17 protein-coding genes are annotated in these 19565 nt (G+C 44.1%); 10 read left to right on the forward strand and 7 right to left on the reverse strand.

Features of this window, described 5'->3' with window-relative positions; translation table 11 throughout:
- Window positions 1–10: 10 nt before the first annotated feature.
- The 9 genes from serC to pyrF all read left to right on the forward strand — a co-directional run bounded on the left by serC (window position 11) and on the right by pyrF (window position 9594).
- A complete protein-coding gene (serC, locus tag G511_RS0111450) occupies window positions 11–1093 on the forward strand; it encodes a 3-phosphoserine/phosphohydroxythreonine transaminase (RefSeq protein ID WP_028469735.1) in 1083 nt (360 codons plus the stop codon).
- A 22-nt stretch (window positions 1094–1115) separates the two neighbouring features.
- Window positions 1116–2213: a prephenate dehydratase gene (pheA, locus tag G511_RS0111455; RefSeq protein WP_028469736.1), complete on the forward strand. Its 1098-nt coding sequence runs from the start codon at window positions 1116–1118 to the stop codon at window positions 2211–2213.
- A 74-nt stretch (window positions 2214–2287) separates the two neighbouring features.
- The gene (locus G511_RS0111460; RefSeq protein ID WP_036551946.1) at window positions 2288–4504 is read left to right on the forward strand and encodes a bifunctional prephenate dehydrogenase/3-phosphoshikimate 1-carboxyvinyltransferase; all 2217 of its coding nucleotides are present in this window, start codon (window positions 2288–2290) and stop codon (window positions 4502–4504) included.
- Entirely contained in the window at window positions 4491–5180 is a 690-nt protein-coding gene (gene cmk / locus G511_RS0111465; protein ID WP_028469738.1) for a (d)CMP kinase, read from the forward strand. Before G511_RS0111460 ends, cmk begins: the two co-directional genes overlap by 14 nt.
- A gap of 52 nt (window positions 5181–5232) precedes the next feature.
- Complete coding sequence (rpsA, locus tag G511_RS0111470; protein WP_028469739.1) at window positions 5233–6915, forward strand: 30S ribosomal protein S1; 1683 nt, start codon at window positions 5233–5235, stop codon at window positions 6913–6915.
- 83 nt (window positions 6916–6998) lie between these two features.
- The gene (locus G511_RS0111475) at window positions 6999–7295 is read left to right on the forward strand and encodes an integration host factor subunit beta (protein WP_028469740.1); all 297 of its coding nucleotides are present in this window, start codon (window positions 6999–7001) and stop codon (window positions 7293–7295) included.
- A 106-nt stretch (window positions 7296–7401) separates the two neighbouring features.
- Entirely contained in the window at window positions 7402–7644 is a 243-nt protein-coding gene (locus tag G511_RS0111480; protein ID WP_245573969.1) for a LapA family protein, read from the forward strand.
- A gap of 1 nt (window position 7645) precedes the next feature.
- On the forward strand, window positions 7646–8827 hold the full coding sequence (gene lapB, locus G511_RS0111485) for a lipopolysaccharide assembly protein LapB (protein ID WP_028469742.1): 1182 nt from the start codon (window positions 7646–7648) through the stop codon (window positions 8825–8827).
- A 56-nt stretch (window positions 8828–8883) separates the two neighbouring features.
- Window positions 8884–9594 (forward strand): orotidine-5'-phosphate decarboxylase, encoded by a 711-nt coding sequence (pyrF, locus tag G511_RS0111490; RefSeq protein WP_051221940.1) that lies wholly within the window; start codon window positions 8884–8886, stop codon window positions 9592–9594.
- A 4-nt stretch (window positions 9595–9598) separates the two neighbouring features.
- On the opposite strand, the gene G511_RS0111495 is transcribed toward pyrF, so the two are convergent.
- The 7 genes from G511_RS0111495 to G511_RS0111525 form a co-directional block, all read right to left on the reverse strand.
- Window positions 9599–10576: an ROK family protein gene (locus tag G511_RS0111495; RefSeq protein WP_028469744.1), complete on the reverse strand. Its 978-nt coding sequence runs from the start codon at window positions 10574–10576 to the stop codon at window positions 9599–9601.
- A gap of 68 nt (window positions 10577–10644) precedes the next feature.
- Window positions 10645–11538 (reverse strand): AEC family transporter, encoded by an 894-nt coding sequence (locus tag G511_RS0111500; RefSeq protein WP_028469745.1) that lies wholly within the window; start codon window positions 11536–11538, stop codon window positions 10645–10647.
- A 21-nt stretch (window positions 11539–11559) separates the two neighbouring features.
- On the reverse strand, window positions 11560–12048 hold the full coding sequence (locus G511_RS0111505) for a universal stress protein (protein ID WP_028469746.1): 489 nt from the start codon (window positions 12046–12048) through the stop codon (window positions 11560–11562).
- A 36-nt stretch (window positions 12049–12084) separates the two neighbouring features.
- Window positions 12085–14982 (reverse strand): FAD-binding and (Fe-S)-binding domain-containing protein, encoded by a 2898-nt coding sequence (locus G511_RS0111510; protein WP_028469747.1) that lies wholly within the window; start codon window positions 14980–14982, stop codon window positions 12085–12087.
- 122 nt (window positions 14983–15104) lie between these two features.
- Window positions 15105–16493 (reverse strand): TRAP transporter large permease, encoded by a 1389-nt coding sequence (locus G511_RS0111515; protein ID WP_028469748.1) that lies wholly within the window; start codon window positions 16491–16493, stop codon window positions 15105–15107.
- A 2-nt stretch (window positions 16494–16495) separates the two neighbouring features.
- On the reverse strand, window positions 16496–17020 hold the full coding sequence (locus tag G511_RS0111520) for a TRAP transporter small permease subunit (protein ID WP_028469749.1): 525 nt from the start codon (window positions 17018–17020) through the stop codon (window positions 16496–16498).
- Between the two features lie 94 nt (window positions 17021–17114).
- A complete protein-coding gene (locus G511_RS0111525) occupies window positions 17115–18182 on the reverse strand; it encodes a TRAP transporter substrate-binding protein (protein WP_028469750.1) in 1068 nt (355 codons plus the stop codon).
- A gap of 405 nt (window positions 18183–18587) precedes the next feature.
- On the opposite strand from G511_RS0111525, the gene pdhR reads away from it, so the two are divergent.
- A complete protein-coding gene (pdhR, locus tag G511_RS0111530) occupies window positions 18588–19346 on the forward strand; it encodes a pyruvate dehydrogenase complex transcriptional repressor PdhR (protein WP_028469751.1) in 759 nt (252 codons plus the stop codon).
- Window positions 19347–19565 lie beyond the last annotated feature (219 nt).

A 19565-nucleotide genomic window follows, 5' to 3' on the forward strand; every position in this document is an offset into this window, starting at 1 on the left:
AAAAGTAGAAATGATCCGTAAGTTGAATTTCAGTGCAGGGCCTGCAGCTCTACCCGAAGAGGTTTTAAAGCAGGCACAGGAAGAGATGCTCGATTGGCATGGGCATGGGCTCTCCATTATGGAAATGAGCCATCGTAGCAAAGAGTATGTTTCAGTTGCCGAGCAAGCAGAGCAAGATCTTCGTGAGCTCATGCAGATACCAGACAACTATAAAGTGTTGTTCTTGCAAGGTGGTGCTACTACTCAGTTCTCGATGATTCCACTGAACCTCTTACGCGATAAAAAGACAGCTGATTATATAAATACCGGCGTATGGTCTAAAAAGGCTATCGCTGAGGCTAAGCGCTATTGTGAAGTGAATATTGCTGCAACAACTGAGCATAATAACTTTACATCAGCGCCCTCTCAGAATGAGCTTGAACTAAATCCTGAAGCGGCTTATGTACATTACACGCCGAATGAAACGATTGGGGGTGTTGAGTTCGACTATATTCCTGAGACCGGTGATGTGCCATTAGTGGCGGATATGTCATCCAGTATTCTGTCGCGATCTATCGACGTGTCTCGCTTTGGTTTGATCTATGCCGGCGCGCAAAAAAATATTGGCCCTGCTGGTTTGACCGTTGTTATTGTGCGTGATGATTTGATTGGTCAAATGCTACCTAGTGCTCCGACTATGTTTGATTATTCAGTACATGCTGCAGCGGATTCAATGAATAACACTCCGCCAACTTTCGGCTGGTATTTAGCGGGTTTGATTTTTCAATGGCTTAAACGTCAAGGTGGCGTTGAAGGGATGCAGGTTATCAATCAGCGTAAAGCAGAAAAACTCTATGCAGCTATTGATCAAAGTACTTTCTATGCCAATCCTATAGCGGTTGCTAATCGCTCTTGGATGAATGTTCCTTTTACGCTTACAGATGCGGACCTAGATAAGCGTTTTATTGAGGAAGCTGATCAAGCAGGGCTACTTAATTTGAAAGGGCATCGCTCTGTAGGTGGTATGCGTGCCAGTATTTATAACGCAGTACCTGAATCCGCTGTGGATGCTTTGATAGCATTTATGGCTGAGTTTGAACGTAAACATAGTTAATCTGTTGAAATAGGATCTTTGGATGACTGAACAAGAACAGGCGCTCAAAGTACTGCGCGACCAGATTGATTCGATCGATAAGCAAATCCATGTGCTGCTGAATCAGCGAGCTATGTGTGCGCAAAATGTAGCTGAAGTGAAAGAGCAGTATCAAGGTGAAGAGATTGCTGTTTTTTACCGCCCAGAACGAGAAGCGCAGGTGCTTAAGCGGGTAATGGAGCGAAACGAAGGCCCACTAGCTGATAAAGAAGTGGCGCGTTTATTTCGCGAAATCATGTCTGTTTGCCTCGCGCTTGAAAAGCCCATGCGAATTTCGTTTCTTGGGCCTGAAGGGACTTTTACTCAGCAAGCTGCACTCAAGCATTTTGGTCTTTCCGCTGAAAGTGCACCCATGGCCACATTGGATCAGGTTTTTAGAGAAGTAGAGGCCGGTGCTGCTCATTATGGTGTTGTGCCAATTGAGAACTCATCTGAGGGTATGGCTACTCATACATTAGATCTGTTTAAGCGTTTTAATTTGCGTATTTGTGGTGAGTTGGAGTTGAAAATTCACCATCATTTACTGGCGCAAGAAAATACGGATCCAGAACTCATAAATCGTATCTATGCTCACCAGGAATCGTTTGCTCAGTGTCGAAGCTGGCTGGATACGAATTACCCACAAGCAGAGCGTATAACGGTTAGCTCTAATGCTGAAGGGGCAAGACTGGCCGCTCAAGAAGTCGGTACGGCTGCGATTGCTGGTGATATGGCTGTTGAGTTATATGGTTTACAGATCCTAGAGCGTAATATCGAAGACCAGTCTGATAACACAACACGTTTTCTCATTATTGGCGATCAAGATATTGGCCCAAGTGGCGATGATAAGACATCAATATTAATGTCAGCACATGACACACCAGGTGTTCTTTATACACTCTTAGAGCCTTTCCACCGCCATGGTATTAGCCTTACCCGAATAGAAACACGGCCGGCTAAACAGGGTGGTTGGAGTTATATGTTTTATATAGATTTTGAAGGTCATGTAGAAGAAGAAAAAGTGCAGAGCGTGCTTTCAGAGTTAGAGTCTAGCTCTGTAGAGTTGAAGCTGTTGGGTTCCTACCCTAAAGCGGTATTATAAAAATTATAAAGAGCGCATATGAAGCCAGTTTTTCTAGTCGTTAGGCTGCAGTGGAGCATAACCGAGTGAGCTTTATGGCCAATCGTGTATTAATTATAGGTCTGGGCCTGATTGGCGGGTCTTTAGCTAAAGCACTTAAAAAGAAACATTTTGCAAATGTTGTAGTAGGTTGCGATCGTAACCTGGATGAGCTTCAGCAAGGTATTGACCTCGGTATAATCGACGAAGGATGTAATGACTTTGCTAGCGCTGTAAAGGCGGCTGATATTATTGTTTTAGCCGTTCCTGTAAAAGCAACTGAAGCTGTCTTATTTGATTTAAAGCCTTACCTTCAGCCTCATACTGTCATTACTGATGTGGGTAGTACTAAGGGCAATGTCATTGTTGCAGCACAAAATGTATTTGGCTCAGTTCCCCGTAATTTTATTCCTGGGCATCCTATTGCGGGTTCAGAGAAGAGTGGTGTTGCGGCGGCTGACGATACGTTATTTGTAAAGCATAAGGTCATACTGACTCCGTTGCCTGAATCGGATAAAAGAGCAACACACTTGATTGCTCGTATGTGGCAAAGCACAGGGGCAGAAGTGCTACAAATGGCGATAGAACGCCATGACGAAGTGCTTGCAGCAACAAGTCATCTACCACATCTTCTTGCGTTTTCATTAGTTGATACCTTGGCTAAAGAGCAGGACAGTACAGAGATCTTTCGTTATGCCGCGGGTGGCTTTCGAGACTTTACTCGTATTGCGGCTTCAGACCCGACGATGTGGCATGACGTTTGCTTAGCAAATAAGCAGCAAATATTGGATCAGATCGATAACTTCACCGAAGGTTTGGCATCGTTACGCCGAGCTATTGTTGAAGGTGACAGTCAGTCGATGTTAGGTGTATTTACGCGCGCTAAGTCTGCCAGAGAGCATTTCAATAAAATGCTAACGGGTACCGCTTATTCACAAACTCATCATAATTTGCAGGTAACCTTCCACATTCGCTCCGCCGGACCGTTACTAGGTAGGATTAGTGTATCGGGTGATAAATCAATGTCTCACCGGGCCGTAGTCTTGGGTGCATTAGCAGAGGGCGTGACAAATATTAATGGTTTTCTAGAAAGTGAAGACAGTCTAGCAACGGTTCAAGCCTTTAGAAGTATGGGTGTGGTTATTGAAGGGCCTCATCAAGGTGCTGTAAAAATTTATGGCGTTGGCCTTCATGGTTTGTATCCACCTCCGGGGCCTTTGTATTTAGGTAACTCAGGTACGTCGATGCGACTGTTAAGTGGTTTGTTAGCGGCGCAACAATTTGATACGGAGTTACTGGGTGACAAATCCTTGTCAAAGCGTCCGATGGAGAGAGTCGCGGAACCTTTACGAGAAATGGGTGCCTCTATTAATACATCGGAAAATGGAGGTGCGCCCGTTTACATATCAGGTGGTCAGCAATTATCAGGTATTAATTATCAGATGCCAGTAGCCAGTGCCCAGGTTAAATCAGCTCTGCTACTGGCTGGGTTGTATGCTCAAGGTGTTACGCAAATTAAGCAACCCGCAATTACGCGTGACCATACCGAACGGATGTTGAAAAACTTTGGAGTTGAATTAACCACACAGAACAGTGTCGTCAGTATTGCTTCAGGGCAAATATTGAAAGCGACAAATTTAGATATACCTGCTGATATTTCTTCTGCTGCTTTTTTCATAGTAGCGGCGGCTATTAACCCAGGCTCTGATTTGGTAATTGAGCAGGTTGGGGTTAATCCGAGCCGCTCGGGTATTTTAGAAATCATGAAAATGATGGGGGCAGATCTTTCACTAGAAAACCCAATGACACTCAATGGTGAACCCGTAGCTGATGTGCATGTGCGTTATGCGCCATTGAAAGCGATTACCATTCCTGAAGAGTTAGTGTCGGTTGCTATTGATGAGTTTCCTGTGATCTTTGTTGCAGCAGCAGCAGCTACTGGAGTGACCTGTTTAACAGGCGTTGGAGAACTACGGTATAAAGAAAGTGATCGTATTGAAGCAATGCAGCAAGGACTGTTGCGAATGGGAATAAATGTTGTTGTTGAAAGCGATAACATTCTTATCACCGGCGGAAAACTACAGGGAGCAAATATTAGTAGTTATGACGATCATAGAGTAACAATGGCATTTGCTGTTGCAGGTACCATTGCTAAAGATGAAGTAACGATTGAAGCCTGCAGTCACGTAGCAACCTCATTTCCAGAGTTTATTGAGATTGCTCAAAAAGCAGGTATACGCATTCATAAGGAGGAGACGAATGTCTCAAGTTAACACGAGTGTGCCCGTTATTACCGTTGATGGACCTAGTGGTTCTGGTAAGGGAACTGTGTGTAGGTTGCTGGCAGAAAAATTAGAATGGAGACTGTTGGATAGTGGTGCGCTATATCGATTAACAGCTCTGGCAGCCAGTCACCATGGTGTATCAATTGATGATGTAGAGGCTTTAGTGGTATTAGCGGCTCATTTGGATGTGCAGTTTTCTACTCGTGACGACGGTGTTCAAATTGTGCTTGAAGGTGAGGAAGTTACTCAAGCTATTCGTAATGAAAATATCGGAAATGATGCCTCTAAAATTGCGGCTATAGGTCCGGTAAGACAGGCTCTACTTGAAAGACAGCGTGCTTTTGCAGAATTGCCTGGCTTGATTGCAGATGGACGAGACATGGGAACGGTTGTCTTCCCAACTGCTACCTTAAAAGTATATTTAGATGCGAGTGTGCAAGAAAGAGCAAGTAGACGATATAACCAGTTGATAAATAAGGGGCTCGATGCTAGCCTTGAAGTGATATTGGAAGACTTGCAAGAACGTGACACGCGTGATATGAACAGAAGTGTTGCACCATTAAAGCCTGCAAGTGATGCGATGATACTGGATTCAACCAGTATGAGTATTGAAGAAGTTCTGAGTGCGGTCCTAGAAGAAGTACGTCACAAGGGGTTGCGCTAGAGCCTTAAAAACGGATTTGATAACCAGCAGCGAACGTTGTGAGGGTATTTAGATGAGTGAAAGTTTTGCTGATCTCTTCGAAGAGAGTCTGCAAGGGCTGAATATGGCGCCTGGGTCCATTGTGACCGGCACAGTAATAGCGATAGAGAATGATTTCGTTGTTGTTCATGCAGGACTTAAATCTGAAGGTGTAATACCGCGAGCACAATTTCACAACGATAAAGGCGAGCTTACCGTCGTTGTTGGTGATGAAGTCCAAGTTGCACTAGAAAGTGTTGAAGATGGTTACGGCGCAACAAAACTTTCCCGTGATAAAGCAAAACATGCCGAAGCGTGGGCTGTGCTCGAGCAAGCCTTCGAGAAAGGCGAAACCATTAATGGGACTATTACCGGCAAGGTTCGTGGTGGTTTCACGGTAACTGTTGGTAGTGTCGATGCTTTTTTGCCAGGTTCATTGTTAGACATTCGACCGCTACGAGACAGTACTCATCTCGAAGGTAAAGAACTTGAGTTTAAGCTGGTTAAGCTCGATGCAAAACGTAATAACATTGTTGTTTCTCGCCGTGCTGTTCTTGAAGAGTTAAACAGTGCTGATCGTGAACAGTTGATTGCAACGCTAGCGGAAGGCATTGAGTTAACAGGTATTGTTAAGAACCTAACAGACTATGGTGCATTTATAGATTTAGGTGGCGTTGACGGCTTGTTGCATATTACTGATATTGCTTGGAAGCGTGTCAAACACCCAAGTGAAGTATTAACGGTTGGCGATGAAATTAACGTTAAAGTACTGAAATATGACCCAGAGCGGACACGCGTATCTTTAGGTATCAAGCAGTTAATGGCTGATCCGTGGGAAGAAACCATCGCTACGATTAATGTGGGTGATAGGAAAAGTGCCCGTGTAACCAATCTGACCGAGTATGGTTGTTTTGCTCAGATAGCGGATGGCATTGAAGGGTTAGTGCATGTGTCTGAAATGGATTGGGCGAATAAAAACATCCATCCTTCCAAGGTGGTGCACGTCGGACAAGAAGTCGATGTAATGGTGTTAGCAATCGACAAAGAGAGACGCCGTATCTCGTTGGGAATAAAGCAATGTCAGCAGAATCCGTGGGATGCTTTTGCAGAGAAGTATAAGAAGGGTGATAAGTTAACCGGCCGCATTAAATCTATTACCGACTTTGGCGTTTTCCTTGGTCTTGATGGCAATATTGACGGGCTGATTCATCTTTCAGACTTGTCTTGGGACTTGCCAGGAGATGAGGCTGTTAAGCAATACCATAAAGGCGAAGAAGTTGAGGCCGTCGTTGTATCAATCGACATTGAACGTTCCCGTATAGCCTTGAGTATTAAGCAACTAGAAAGCGACCCTTTTAGTGAATTTGTATTAACGAAAGGGAAAGGGCAAGAAGTAAGCGGCACGGTAACGGCTGTTGATAAGCAAAGAGCTAGCGTGCAATTAGCAGACGGTGTTGAAGCTGTTTTGAAAGTTGCAGATTACTCGCGAGATCGCATTAATGACCTTTCTGAGCATCTCAGCGTTGGGAGCCCGTTATCAGCGTTTATTTCGGCCATTGACAGCAAGAATAGAATAATCAGTCTTTCTATAAAACAGAAAGAACTGCAGCAAGAGAAAGAAGCGTTGCAATCAGTACAGCAGCAAGTAGTTGAGGCTGCAGGGCCTACCACTATTGGTGATCTGATAAAGCAGCAGATGAGTAAAAAGGACTCCTGAACCCTGAGGCGCTATAGGCGCCTTTCTAATTTACAGGGCATGTTGGGGGATATGATAGTGTATGAGGCAGCGGAGGGAGTATAATGACAAAATCAGAATTGATAGAGCATCTGATTGATCGGCATCCTGAACTTTCTGTAAAAGATGTAGAGCTAGCAGTTAAAGCAATGCTTGACCATATGACAGAATCACTGGCCAATGGTGACCGCATAGAAATTCGCGGTTTTGGTAGTTTTTCTCTTCATTTTCGAGCACCTCGTATAGGGAGGAATCCTAAAACGGGTGACTCTGTATCGCTAACGGCTAAATATGTTCCTCACTTTAAACCAGGAAAGGAATTGCGAGAGCAGGTTAATGAGAGTATTGAACAAGGCTTTTAAGCGGTGTTAAGACCGTTATAAAGTAGTATTTGGAGGTTACATAGTGCGTTGGTTAAAAATCTTAATAGTATTCCTACTATCAGCTGTTATTTTGATGGTGGGCATTATGTTCACGATACATAACACTGAAAAAGTATCGATTGATTTGGTGTTTATTACATTGCCTGAAGCGAGCTTGTCGCTTTGGTTGATAGCTGCTTTTGTTGTAGGCGGAATATCTGGAATCTTGCTGAGCAGTGTTGCTGTTGTTTCTCTTAAGGCTCGTTTGATGGGAAGTCGTCGTAAAGTTAATGCGACTAACAAAGAGCTTAATAAATTGAGGACGGCTACACTTAAAGACGCTGCATAACGTGCAAAATATATGGCTTATCGTACCCTTAGTTATCGCTATTTTTATTGGTTGGTTACTCGGACGAAAAAGCTTTAGTCAAGAAATGAAACCTGCATCTGAAGGTGTTTTGGGCCGCGATTATTTTATAGGGCTTGATCACCTTTTAAACGAAAAAACAGATGCAGCAATAGAAAGCTTTATTCGCGCGCTCGAAGTGAACAGTGAAACTATTCCTGCTCATTTAGCTTTAGCTAAATTATTCCGGCGTAAAGGCGATGTTGAGCGTGCTATTAATATTCATCAAAACCTCTTAGCTCGGCCAGATTTGTCACGTCAAGATTCACTCAGAGTGCAGATGGCGCTTGCATTAGACTATGATGCTGTCGGTTTACTAGATCGCACAGAAAGCCTTCTTAAAGATATCGTTAAGCAGAACCCCCCGCGTGAAACACGTCGTAAAGCGTTGACTGTGCTAACTAAACTGTATGAAAAAGAACAGGAATGGCACGATGCGTTGAAAACAGCGCAAAAGCTTAATCCTGATGAAACGCTCGATATCCGTCATGAATGCGCGCACTACTATTGCGAGTTGGCTGAAAAAAGCTTAAAAGAACAGCAGTATAAAGAAGCCGCTGATTTTACAAAGCAGGGGCTGCAGTTAGACCCTCTATCGGTACGTGGCTCACTGTTGCAATCACGTATTGCGATAGAGCAGCAACAATGGAAAACGGCGATACGAGCTTTACGTAATGTTGAAAAGCAAAATGTAAAATTTGTATCTGAAACGATTAAAGATCTAGAGCGTTGTTACTCTGCGCTACAAAATCGTACAGAGTATGAAGCCTACTTGCTGCACTGTTTGTCAAGTGCACCGTCGGCAACAGTGATTTTGGCATTAGCTGAGGTGATCAAGGACGACCGCGGGGTATATGCTGCGGGTTCATTTATTACCGACGAATTAAAACACCGCCCATCAATCAAAGGTTTTAATCGATTAATAGCGATGCATATTGAGCATGGAAGCGAAAATGCCAGAGACAGTTTAAAGGTGTTGCGTAGCTTGATTGGTACATTAGAAACGAGTAAGCCGCGTTACTTGTGCCAGCAATGTGGGTTCTCTGGACGGGCGCTGGTATGGCAGTGTCCATCTTGTAAAAGTTGGAGTACAACCAAACCTATTCAAGGTTTGGAGGGCGAGTAAACAGTTGTGGTTTTGTACTACAAAAGTCAGTTAATAGTGAGAGAGAGCAGATTAAAGTGACCCTTGATAAGAAACGCATCATTGTTGCATTGGATTACCCGACTGTTGAGCAGGCCCTTGTTATGGCCGATCAACTTGACCCTATGCGTTGCAGGCTGAAAGTGGGTAAAGAACTATTTACTCGTGGCGGCCCTACAATAGTTGAGCAATTACAGCGTAAAGGCTTTGAGGTTTTTCTTGATCTGAAATTTCATGATATTCCTAATACAACAGCAAAAGCAGTAAGAGCCGCTGGTGAGTTAGGAGTGTGGATGGTTAATGTTCACGCCACTGGTGGACGACGCATGATGGAAGCCGCTCGTAACGAATTGAGTCAAGTAAAGAACAATAAAACCTTATTAATTGCAGTAACCGTTCTGACGAGTATGGAGCGTGAGGATTTACAAGAAGTAGGCTTGGATCTTGACCCTCTTGATCATGTAAAACGTTTAGCGGCGCTGACAGAGTCTTGCGGGTTAGATGGCGTAGTATGTTCTGCCCAAGAAGTAACACCATTAAGAACAATCATTTCACCAGAGTTTAGCTTGGTCACGCCGGGTATTCGCCCTGCGGACAGTGTTGCAGGTGATCAGCGTCGCATTATGACGCCTTCTGAAGCATTACAAGCTGGCAGCACATATCTTGTCATTGGACGGCCAATTACTCAGGCTGAAAAACCGTTACTTGCGCTAGAGTTGATAGAGAAAGAGATTGCTGCGTTTATCTAGTTGATTACTCATACGAAGCAGGCCATAACCAAGCGGCGCCTCTAACGCCGCTTGAGTCCCTGTGGACTGCCTTAGCTAATTGAGTGTTTACGGTATCTGAAAAGATATACTGCCCCCACACCTTGGGTAGCTCTTCATAGAGGCTGCTTATATTTGATAGTCCTCCACCTAATACAATGATATTAGGGTCTAGTATATTAATAACACCCGCAAGGCTACGGGCAAGCCTATCGATGTAAATACGGCAATAAGCTTGAGAGAGCGTGCAGCCTTTATCAGCTCTTTGCCAAATCAGGTCAGGCCTTGTTACTAAGCTTAAAGGGAGAGTAGAGTTGTTAACCTGAGTTTCTTTAAGAACCTCTGCATTGTAGAGTTGTGTAGCGCCGGGTCCTGACAGGTAAGTCTCAATGCAGCCCTGCTTTTTGCAGTAGCATTCTTGGCCAGATAATTCATCGTACTGTGGAAAGGGTAGAGGGTTATGCCCCCACTCGCCCGCTATTGAGTTTGCGCCATTAATGACTTGTTGATTCACAACAATACCAGCGCCTACGCCTGTTCCTAAAATAACACCGAAAACAACAGCGTGGCCTTTTCCTGCGCCATCGATAGCTTCAGAGAGTGCAAAGCAGTTTGCATCATTGCTTAAACGCACTGGGCGATTAAGGGCGCTTTCTAGATCCTGCTGTAGAGGCATTCCAATAAGGCAGGTAGAGTTCGCGTTTTTAATCAACTGTGTAGGTGAAGAGGCTGCTCCAGGAATACCGATGCCAATAGTAGCGCGTTCCCCAAGGTGTATTTCAGTATCTATAATCAGGCCAGTGATGGCGCGAAGAGTGGCTTGATAATCATTTTGTGGTGTTGCTATGCGTCGACGATAGAGAATATCACCGTTATTAGGTATGCCTGAGTCGTGTTGTTGAACTTTGTCGTTAAGAGCAGCGATCTCTATTTTTGTACCGCCAAGATCTATCCCAATGCGCATGGTTATTCACAGTGATGAAGTATGCTGTTTAGAATAGATCTAACGCTTCAGAGAATAAAGCTAAGTGATTAAAGAATAAAAAATAGAGTCGCTGGGATAATAATTAAACTTCCAATATTACCCAATAACACAATAGAAGCGACTTGATGAGGTTCCTGCTGGTAGCGTTCTGAAACCATGTAATTGAGCACAGCAGGTGGCATAGCGCCAAACAAGACCAAGTAGGTAAAGTGGGCTGGTTCAAGTTGCAGTAAGGGCTGTAGAGCAAGCGCAATAACAAGGCCGCTAAGAGGGCATAAAATAGCGCCCCAAATACCAATTTTCCAATGGGTAAGGTCGACATTGGTCATGCGTACGCCTAATGCAAACAGCATAAGAGGAATAGAAATTTGCCCAAGCATTTCAATAAAAGTAGCAGCGCCAACAGGAACATGTAAGTCAAAAGTGCTCCAGATTAACCCTGCTATTGTAGCGATAATCATGGGCATTTTGAGTACATTGATCGGGTTGGTTTTATGATCAAGAATATATAAGCCCACGGTGAAGTGGAGCAGATTCTCGACCAAAAAAAGTACGACGGCAGCAGGTAATGCATGTTCTCCAAAGGCCAGCACAGCTAAAGGTAATCCTAGATTGCCGCTATTGCTGAACATCATTGGAGGGAGGAATGTTTTAGGGCTAACACCTAATAACTTACATACGGGTAAGAGTAATAAGCCTGAGCCTAGTACAACAATGGCTGCTCCAATTGCTAGCATTTGAAATTGGGGTAAATCAAATGATTTGGCAGAGAGCACTGAAAAGATCAGTGCTGGTACAAACACATCAATATTAATAGTGTTCGCAGTCGACATATCCGTATGGCGTTTACGAGCATAAAAAAAGCCCACACTAACAATTGCAACAAGCGGAAAAACGGTTAAAAAGATCCGCTCGAGTAGTGCTAGTGTGGTGCTATCCATAGGTGTGCTTTATCCGTTGTGTTAGTCGTATTTTTTACCAGTAGGTACAATAACGACAGGTAACTTAGCATGTTTAACAACTTGCGCTGTAGTATGGCTATGACGGCCGAAAGTGTTCTCAGCGCCCATAACTATCATCTGTACATTGCGTTTTTTGGCTTCATTGAGAATGGAGTCAGTGTGATTACCTTCAACGATGGCATATTCCATCTCCACGTTGGTTTCTTCAGGTAGGCTGTTCATCTCTTCAACGCAGAATTTTTTGACTCTGTCATGCATTTCTTGATGGATGGTATTAATCCCTTCATCATGCATTTTCTTCACAACATCATCAGGCAGATAATTTTTGATAAGCGCAGAGCCCATTTCTCCGATAGGCTCCACCACGTGCAAGATAACAATCTTAGCATTAAGTGCACCGGCTAGTTTCACTGCATGGCGAAAAACCGGACGCGTATGCTTACCAAGAGATGTAGTGTAAAGAATGGTATTGATATCAGGTAAAGCCATGTTGGTATCCTCACAACGTTGTGTTTGAGTATTCGTTCAGGCCTTGCGAGCCTGAATACGATTGTTTTCTTCAGTTGATGGTTCGTCACTCAGTTTAGACTGCGTACAGCGATCCACCAGGTAAATAATAGATTTATAATCAATCCCACTATGGTGACTTAAACCAATTTCGCAGGTGCGACTGGTCGAATAGCCGACATCACAACTTTGTACGGCACCTTTTAGCGTACGCAGTGCTGATGTATTCAGTTCAGGGGTTGAAAAGCCTTTGTCGCCAGCAAAACCACAGCAGGTTATCTGATCAGGAATAACAACCTTTGTTGAGCATGCTGACATGATACGTTTGAGTTTTTCTGCTTGTCCCATACGGGTTGCGCTACAAGTAATATGCAGTGCAACGGGCTCATTACCAGCGGTAAACAGCAAGCGATCCATCAGGAACTCATCAATGAAATCGACGGTATCGTAGAGTTTGATACGTGAGTCAATTTTATCCTTTAGTAGTAGGCTACAAGGGCTGGTGTCAGAATACACAGGAAGCACCCCGTTTTCTGTGATCTTAAGCAATACTTTTTCAATTTCAGACGATTTTGAATCAGCGGCTGCGAACATACCTTTGGACTGGAACGGCATACCACAACATAGATTATCCATATCAGGAGGATAGATGACGTCAAAACCCGCTTTGCGTAGCAATGCTTCAGTTTTATCTGCCAATGGTGTTTGGTCGGCATCACCTCTTGCTGGCCCCATTGTCCGGCTAGCGCAACTGGGAAGATAAACCACTTTTGGCGCATCGCTAGGTGTTTGGGTAAGCTGCGTTGCTGATTTTGGTTTGATTTTAGGTGCGCCAGTAGGCATTGACGGTGTCCATTGCTGGATACGCCCGCCTGATAGCTTACGAGATGCGCCAGTAATAGCCGACATCGCCTTGGTGCCGATTAAGCCATGAGTTGCATCGGCTGCTGCAAAGGTAAACCGGCTAGCTTTTGCTAATGTTCCGTAATGGTCCGCTAGCCATTGAGCCAGTTTGGAGTGTTTTTCGTTGTTTTGGCTGCGGATAGAGCGTGTTAAATCGCCAGTATTGATACCGACAGGGCAGGTGGTTGAGCACAAGCCACAGGCTGCGCATGTCTCGGTGCCTTGATATTTATATTCTTGGCGTAATTCGGCAAGTCGTTCGGGGTCTGCATTTGGGGTGTCGCTGGCTGCTTCAAGGCGAGCAATTTCACGCCAAATAACGATGCGTTGTCTAGGTGTTAGAGTGAGTGCACGAGAAGGGCAGGTTGGCTCGCAAAAACCGCACTCAATGCATTTGTCTACTAATGGATCGGCAGCGGGCAAAGGCTTAAGGTTTTCAAGATGAACATGGCTGTTTTTGTTGAGTAATACACCAGGGTTCAAAATATTTTTTGGATCTAAAAGTTCTTTTAGTTCCCACATTAGCTGATAGGCGTCTTTTCCCCACTCTAGCTCAACGAAAGGAGCCATATTACGGCCAGTGCCATGTTCTGCTTTAAGGGATCCATCATAGGTGCCCACTACCATATGAGCGACATCAGCCATTAAGCCATCGTAGCGCTCTATTTCTGCTTGAGTATCAAAAGCCTGAGTGAACACAAAATGTAAGTTGCCCTCTAGTGCGTGGCCAAAAATGAGCGCTTCATCGTAGTGCCATTTCTTGAATAGCTGGTGGAGGTCATTAACGGCATCGGCGAGCTGCTCAACAGGAAACGCAACATCTTCAATGATGACCGTTGTACCGGTAAGGCGAATAGCGCCTACCGCTGGAAACAGGCCTTTACGTATCGCCCAAAACTTGGCGTACTCTTCCGGTTTGTTAGTGAACTCAATAGGGCGTGCTGTTTCTAGGCTAGCAATGGATGCTTTTATCTCTTCAACTTGTTTGGCCAGAGCGTCGGGGTCTGGTGAGCGGGTCTCAACCAATAGTGCAGCCGCATCTTCAGGCAAGTCTTTGATAAAATCTGGCATGCCGGGCTTGTCTTCGACAGAGCGTAAACCTGCACGATCCATGAGCTCTACGGCTGACACCGGTGTTTTCTTAAGAATGGCGACTGCATCACAGGTAGTACGCACTGTGTTAAAAAATATTAAAGCAGAGGCTTTGTTAGGGTGCTCGTCTACTGTTCGGTAGGTTATCTCAGACATAAAACCAAGCGTACCTTCAGATCCAATCATTAGGTGCTGCAGTATATCGATTGGGTCGGTGTAATCTACCAGCGAGTTTAGCGCGTAACCGGTGGTGTTTTTTAGGCGGTACTTATGATGAATACGATCATGAAGCGCTTGGTTAGCTCGCGTTTGTAGGCTGAGCGCTTCTAGAGCATCTAATAACGGCTTATGAGATTGTCTAAACTGCTTTACTGAATCAGGATTGCCGGTATCTAGCTGCGCACCATCGGCCAGTACAAGTTTCATGCTTTTGAGTGTTCGATAGCTGTTTTGTGCTGTACCACAGCACATACCGCTAGCATTATTGGCGGCAATTCCGCCAATCATTGCCGCATTAATAGAGGCAGGGTCGGGTCCTATTTTTTTATTGAAGGGGGCAAGGTAGCTATTTGCCTGGCCTCCGATAACGCCGGGCTGAAGGCTAATCTCAGTCGCGTCATTGTTGATATGGTAGCCTTTCCAGCCATCGCCTAGCTGAATCAAAACCGAGTCAGTAATGGCTTGTCCAGACAAGCTGGTGCCGGCTGCTCTAAACGTGACAGGGACTTGAGTTTTATCAGCGAGGGTAACGATGCGTGCAACTTCTTGTTCGCTTTGTGTTCTCACAACTATTTGGGGAATTAGGCGATAAAAACTCGCATCTGTACCGTATGCCAATGTACGCAATGGGTCGGTAATTAAGCGTTCTTCAGGAATAAATTGCTGAAGTTCAGCCAGAAAATTTTGATGTGTCTGTTTCATATTATTCACTGAGGCCACTTAGGTGGATTTGTTGAATGGAGCGTGCGTAGAGAGCGGGCACGGCTTTATAAGCCGCGGCATCAGCAGGGATGCCGCGGGTGTACGTCATGCGTTAGAGCGTATTATTTAGCGTAGGCGATTGCCGGTAGCCAAAGTACGATTTGTGGCCAGAAAACAAGTATGAACAAGGCAATTAACTGTAGGCCGATAAATGGCATAACACCCCTGTAAATATCTTTTAGCTTGACGTTTGGAGGGCATACACCTTTTAGATAGAAAAGGGCAAAGCCGACCGGTGGTGTTAGGAAGGATGTCTGTAATGCCATGGCGACTAACATTACGAACCACACCAGTTCTGGATTATCTACCACACCGTAACCGTTTATATCTAAACCCAAGGCCGATATGACCGGTGCTAACAGCGGTAGAATAATCAGTGTGATTTCGATCCAGTCTAGGAAGAAACCTAGCAAGAAAATCACGCCAAGAATAAAGAAGATGATGCCGTAAGGGCCAAATGGAAGGCCGGTTAAGAATGACTCAATAAGCTCATCACCACCGAGTTCACGTAATACCAAAGCGAAACAAGTTGCACCAATAAAGATAGCGAAAATGTATGCCGTAGTATTGAGTGTTCCACCCATAACTTCTCTTAGTACCGGAATGCTGAAGCGACGGTTATAGATCGCTAGTAAGGTTGCACCCATTGCACCTACACCAGAAGCTTCTGTTGGTGTCGCAAAGCCACCAAAGATAGAACCCAACACCACAAATATTAGTAATAGCGTAGGCAAAACAGCTTTCAGTACATTAGCGACAACAGGCCAAGTAACCGCTTTAGCATCTTTAGGAACCGGTGCCGCATTTGGTTTTACATAGGAGTAAATTAGAATGTAAGTGATATACATGCCGCCTAGCATTAACCCAGGGAATACCGCGCCCATGAACAGATCACCAACTGATAAGCCTAGCTGGTCTGCCATGATAACCAGCATGATGCTTGGTGGTATCAGAATACCCAGTGTACCTGCTGAAGCAATCGTACCTAACGCCAATGGCATTGAATAACCTTGCTTGGTCATCGATGGCAAAGACATAACAGCAAGTAATACAACTGAAGCACCGATGATGCCAGTTGATGCAGCCAAGATAATACCGATGGCTGTTACAGTAACGGCTAAGCCACCACGTACACGCCCAAACAGCTCTTGCATTGAATGCATTAGTTTTTCAGCGACACCGGACTTATCAAGCATAATACCCATGAAAATAAACATAGGTAATGCGACCAGAATCCAATTGTCCATGATTTTCCACAGACGATTCACGACCAAGCCAAGCGTGGTGTAATCAAGTCCGGTCATGGTGTCTAAATTAGCATCGGCAAATTGGCCGATAAAAGCAAAAATAATACCGACGCCGCCTAGAACCCAAGCAACAGGAATACCGGTAAAAAGAAGTGCGATGAATGATAAGAACATCGCAATGACCATAATTTCATTGGCGTCCATCATCATTCTCCACGTATCAGTAAAACAATATCACGATATAGACGTGACAGAACGGCTAGGCCGAGTAAAGCAAAGCTCACAGGAATAACCCCTTTTATAATCCAGCGATAAGGTAAGCCAGATGGGGATTGAGAGCTTTCATTGATACGATAAGAGTCGTAAAAGAAATCGAGACTATGTGCAAAAATAATAAAAATGAAAGGTAAAACCAAAATCAAGATGCCCAGAATTTCGATGATGTGCTTCGTGCGTGCTCGAAAGTGAGAATAAAATAGATCTACACGAATATGTGAATTAGTGGTTTGCGCATAAGAAAGGCCAAACATGACGCCAACAGCATAAAGATGCCATTGAAGCTCTTCTAATACGATTAAACCGTTTGAAAATCCTTTTCGAAGCACGACCTGCAAAATGATTACAAGAACCAGCAGGACGTAGCACCAAGCAACTGACATACCGATACGCTGGATAAAGCGATCGATCTTATCGGCTAAAGGTACTGAGGGGAGAGTATCGTTCTCAGTCACAGGAAGGTACCTACATCGATTATTATTGTATGAAAATAAGGCAGACAGTGAGTCACTGTCTGCCTGAGCTTACGTGTTGTTGTTAATAGAGCTATTAACGACTACGTGGTAGGAATGCGTTTGATTCCCACAAGTTATAACCTGTGCGGAATGTATTCAGATCATCCCATACTTTCTTGAAGAACGGGTCAGCTGCAGATTTCTCAACAACAACTTCGTCCCATTTCTCTTCAAAGGCAGCAAGCATAGTGTCATTCCAGTAGCGGATTTCAACACCGTTCTCTTTAGCTTTAGCCATAACAGGGAACTGCATTGCTTCACCTTCAGCAATCGCGTTAGTCATAGATGCTTTACAAGTGTTTTCAACAGTGGCTTGTTGTCCTGCAGACATTTTGCCCCACGCATCTTTGTTAACTAACAACTCAAAGATAGTGGCTTGCTGATGCCAACCAGGGAAGTAGTTGTACTTCATGATTTTGTGGAAGCCAAGACGCTGATCGATAGCGGGTTGAGAGAACTCAGATGCATCAATTGCACCTTTCTCAAGAGCACCGAAGATTTCACCGCCAGGTAGCTGTGATGTAGAAACACCCATTTTTTCCATGACTGAAGCGCCAAGGCCGAAGAAGCGCATGTTCAGGCCTTTAAGGTCAGCTGGGGTATTAATTTCTTTGTTGAACCAGCCTGATGTCTCTGGAGAAATAATCGCACAAGGAATAACTTTAACGTTGAAGCCGCTTGTATCGTACATTTCCTGATAAAGTTTTAGGCCGTTACCATAGTACATCCAAGCCATGTATTCGCCAGCTTCAGGACCAAAAGGTACTGCAGAGAAGATAGCAGCGGCTGGCATTTTACCCTGCCAGTAACCTGCTGTAGCGTAACCTGAGTTCACTTTACCCGAAGATACCGCATCAAGAATTTCTGGAGGGCTAACCAATTTACCTGGCTCATAGATTTTCATCTTGATTTTGCCATCAGTAACCAGTTTTAGCTGGTCAGCAACCCAAACAATAGGAGTACCGAGTGCTGGCAAGTGTGAGCCAAAAGCAATCGGGGTTTTCAGTAACATTTTATCAGCTGCTTGAGCAGGCATAATAGCAGTAGCGGCAACACCTGCCAGAACAGCAGCAGAGATCACAGACTTGGTAAACTTTTTCATGTCTCATCCTCAATAACGATATTATTTTTTTTTTATACTCGGTACTGAATATACAACAGATTCGTTGTTATAACAGTGTTAAAAATCGTGCTTGATAAATTGGTATTACCAATTTACCATGTTCTAGATTGCTACTGTATTTTTTTTAACCAGTGCTTGTCAACGATTTTTATAAACTAAATATATATTGGTTTTGTTGTTGATACGCGCTAGTTTCACACTTAAGTTAATATTTAATTAATGGTAAGACCAATTGTGCAGGTGCGTAATTGAGGCCTTTGTAGACGTTAGTTTTATAAGTGTCTAAGTAGTAATACTGAGTAAGGGTGAGTGTAGAAAGACTATGTGACAGTTGATCTGTGCTGAAAAATTTTTAATCGAGTAATTGGTTGGAAGAATAAAAACATGGCGTATCAAAAGGTCAGGCAGCCGAAAATATCAGATGTCATCGTTGATAGAATGGAGGAGATGATATTAGAAGGAACTTTAAAGCCTGGGCAAAAGCTGTTGCCGGAAAGGGAGTTATCGACTCAATTTGAAGTATCTAGGCCCTCGTTGCGTGAAGCAATACAGAAACTTACGGCTAAAGGCTTATTGGTTAGTCGCCAAGGAGGGGGTACATATGTTTCAGAGGATTTAGGTGGCTCCTTTATGGATCCGCTACTAGAACTCTTTAAAAGTCACCCCGAAGCACAATATGACTTGCTTGAGTTCAGGCATGCATTAGAAGGGGTGACTGCATATTACGCAGCATTGCGTAGTACGCCGGCTGATAAAAAAGCAATAAAAACCAGCTACGACGCACTACAAGTACACCATGCAAATAAAGACTTTGAAAAAGAAGTAGCGGCCGATGTTGATTTTCATCTGACCATCGCCGCATCCACACACAATATGGTGCTTCTTCATATGATGCGTGCTCTGTTTAGCTTACTGCGACAGCATATCGGAGATAACTTAGAGAACGTCTATCCCAAACCCGGTTACCGACAAAAAATACATGACCAACACTTTAAGCTGATGGAAGCTATTTTCTCCGGTGAGCCTGACCTTGCACAAAAAGCAGCGCATGATCACTTAGCTTATGTAGAAGAGTCTCTATTAGAGCAAGGCAAAGAAAATACCCGAGTGGAAAGGGCGTTGCGCCGCTCTACTCATAGTTGAGCTTAGACTTTAGGCTATTAATACATTTGTGTATAAATACTACAGGAAAGGCATTTTTCGACCTGAATTAGTACGTTTCGTAGACAAGTTTTTGAAAATCTTGTAGTATTACTACAAATCAAAAGAAAGAAGCAAGTGTTGCAGTGCAGCATTGAAAGCTTCTCAAGATAAAGAACAGGCTCGGTTTGCACTAAAAGCAATAAAAAGAAGCCTGCTGTT

It is taken from the genome of Neptunomonas japonica DSM 18939 (assembly GCF_000422765.1).
Taxonomy (GTDB): domain Bacteria; phylum Pseudomonadota; class Gammaproteobacteria; order Pseudomonadales; family Balneatricaceae; genus Neptunomonas; species Neptunomonas japonica.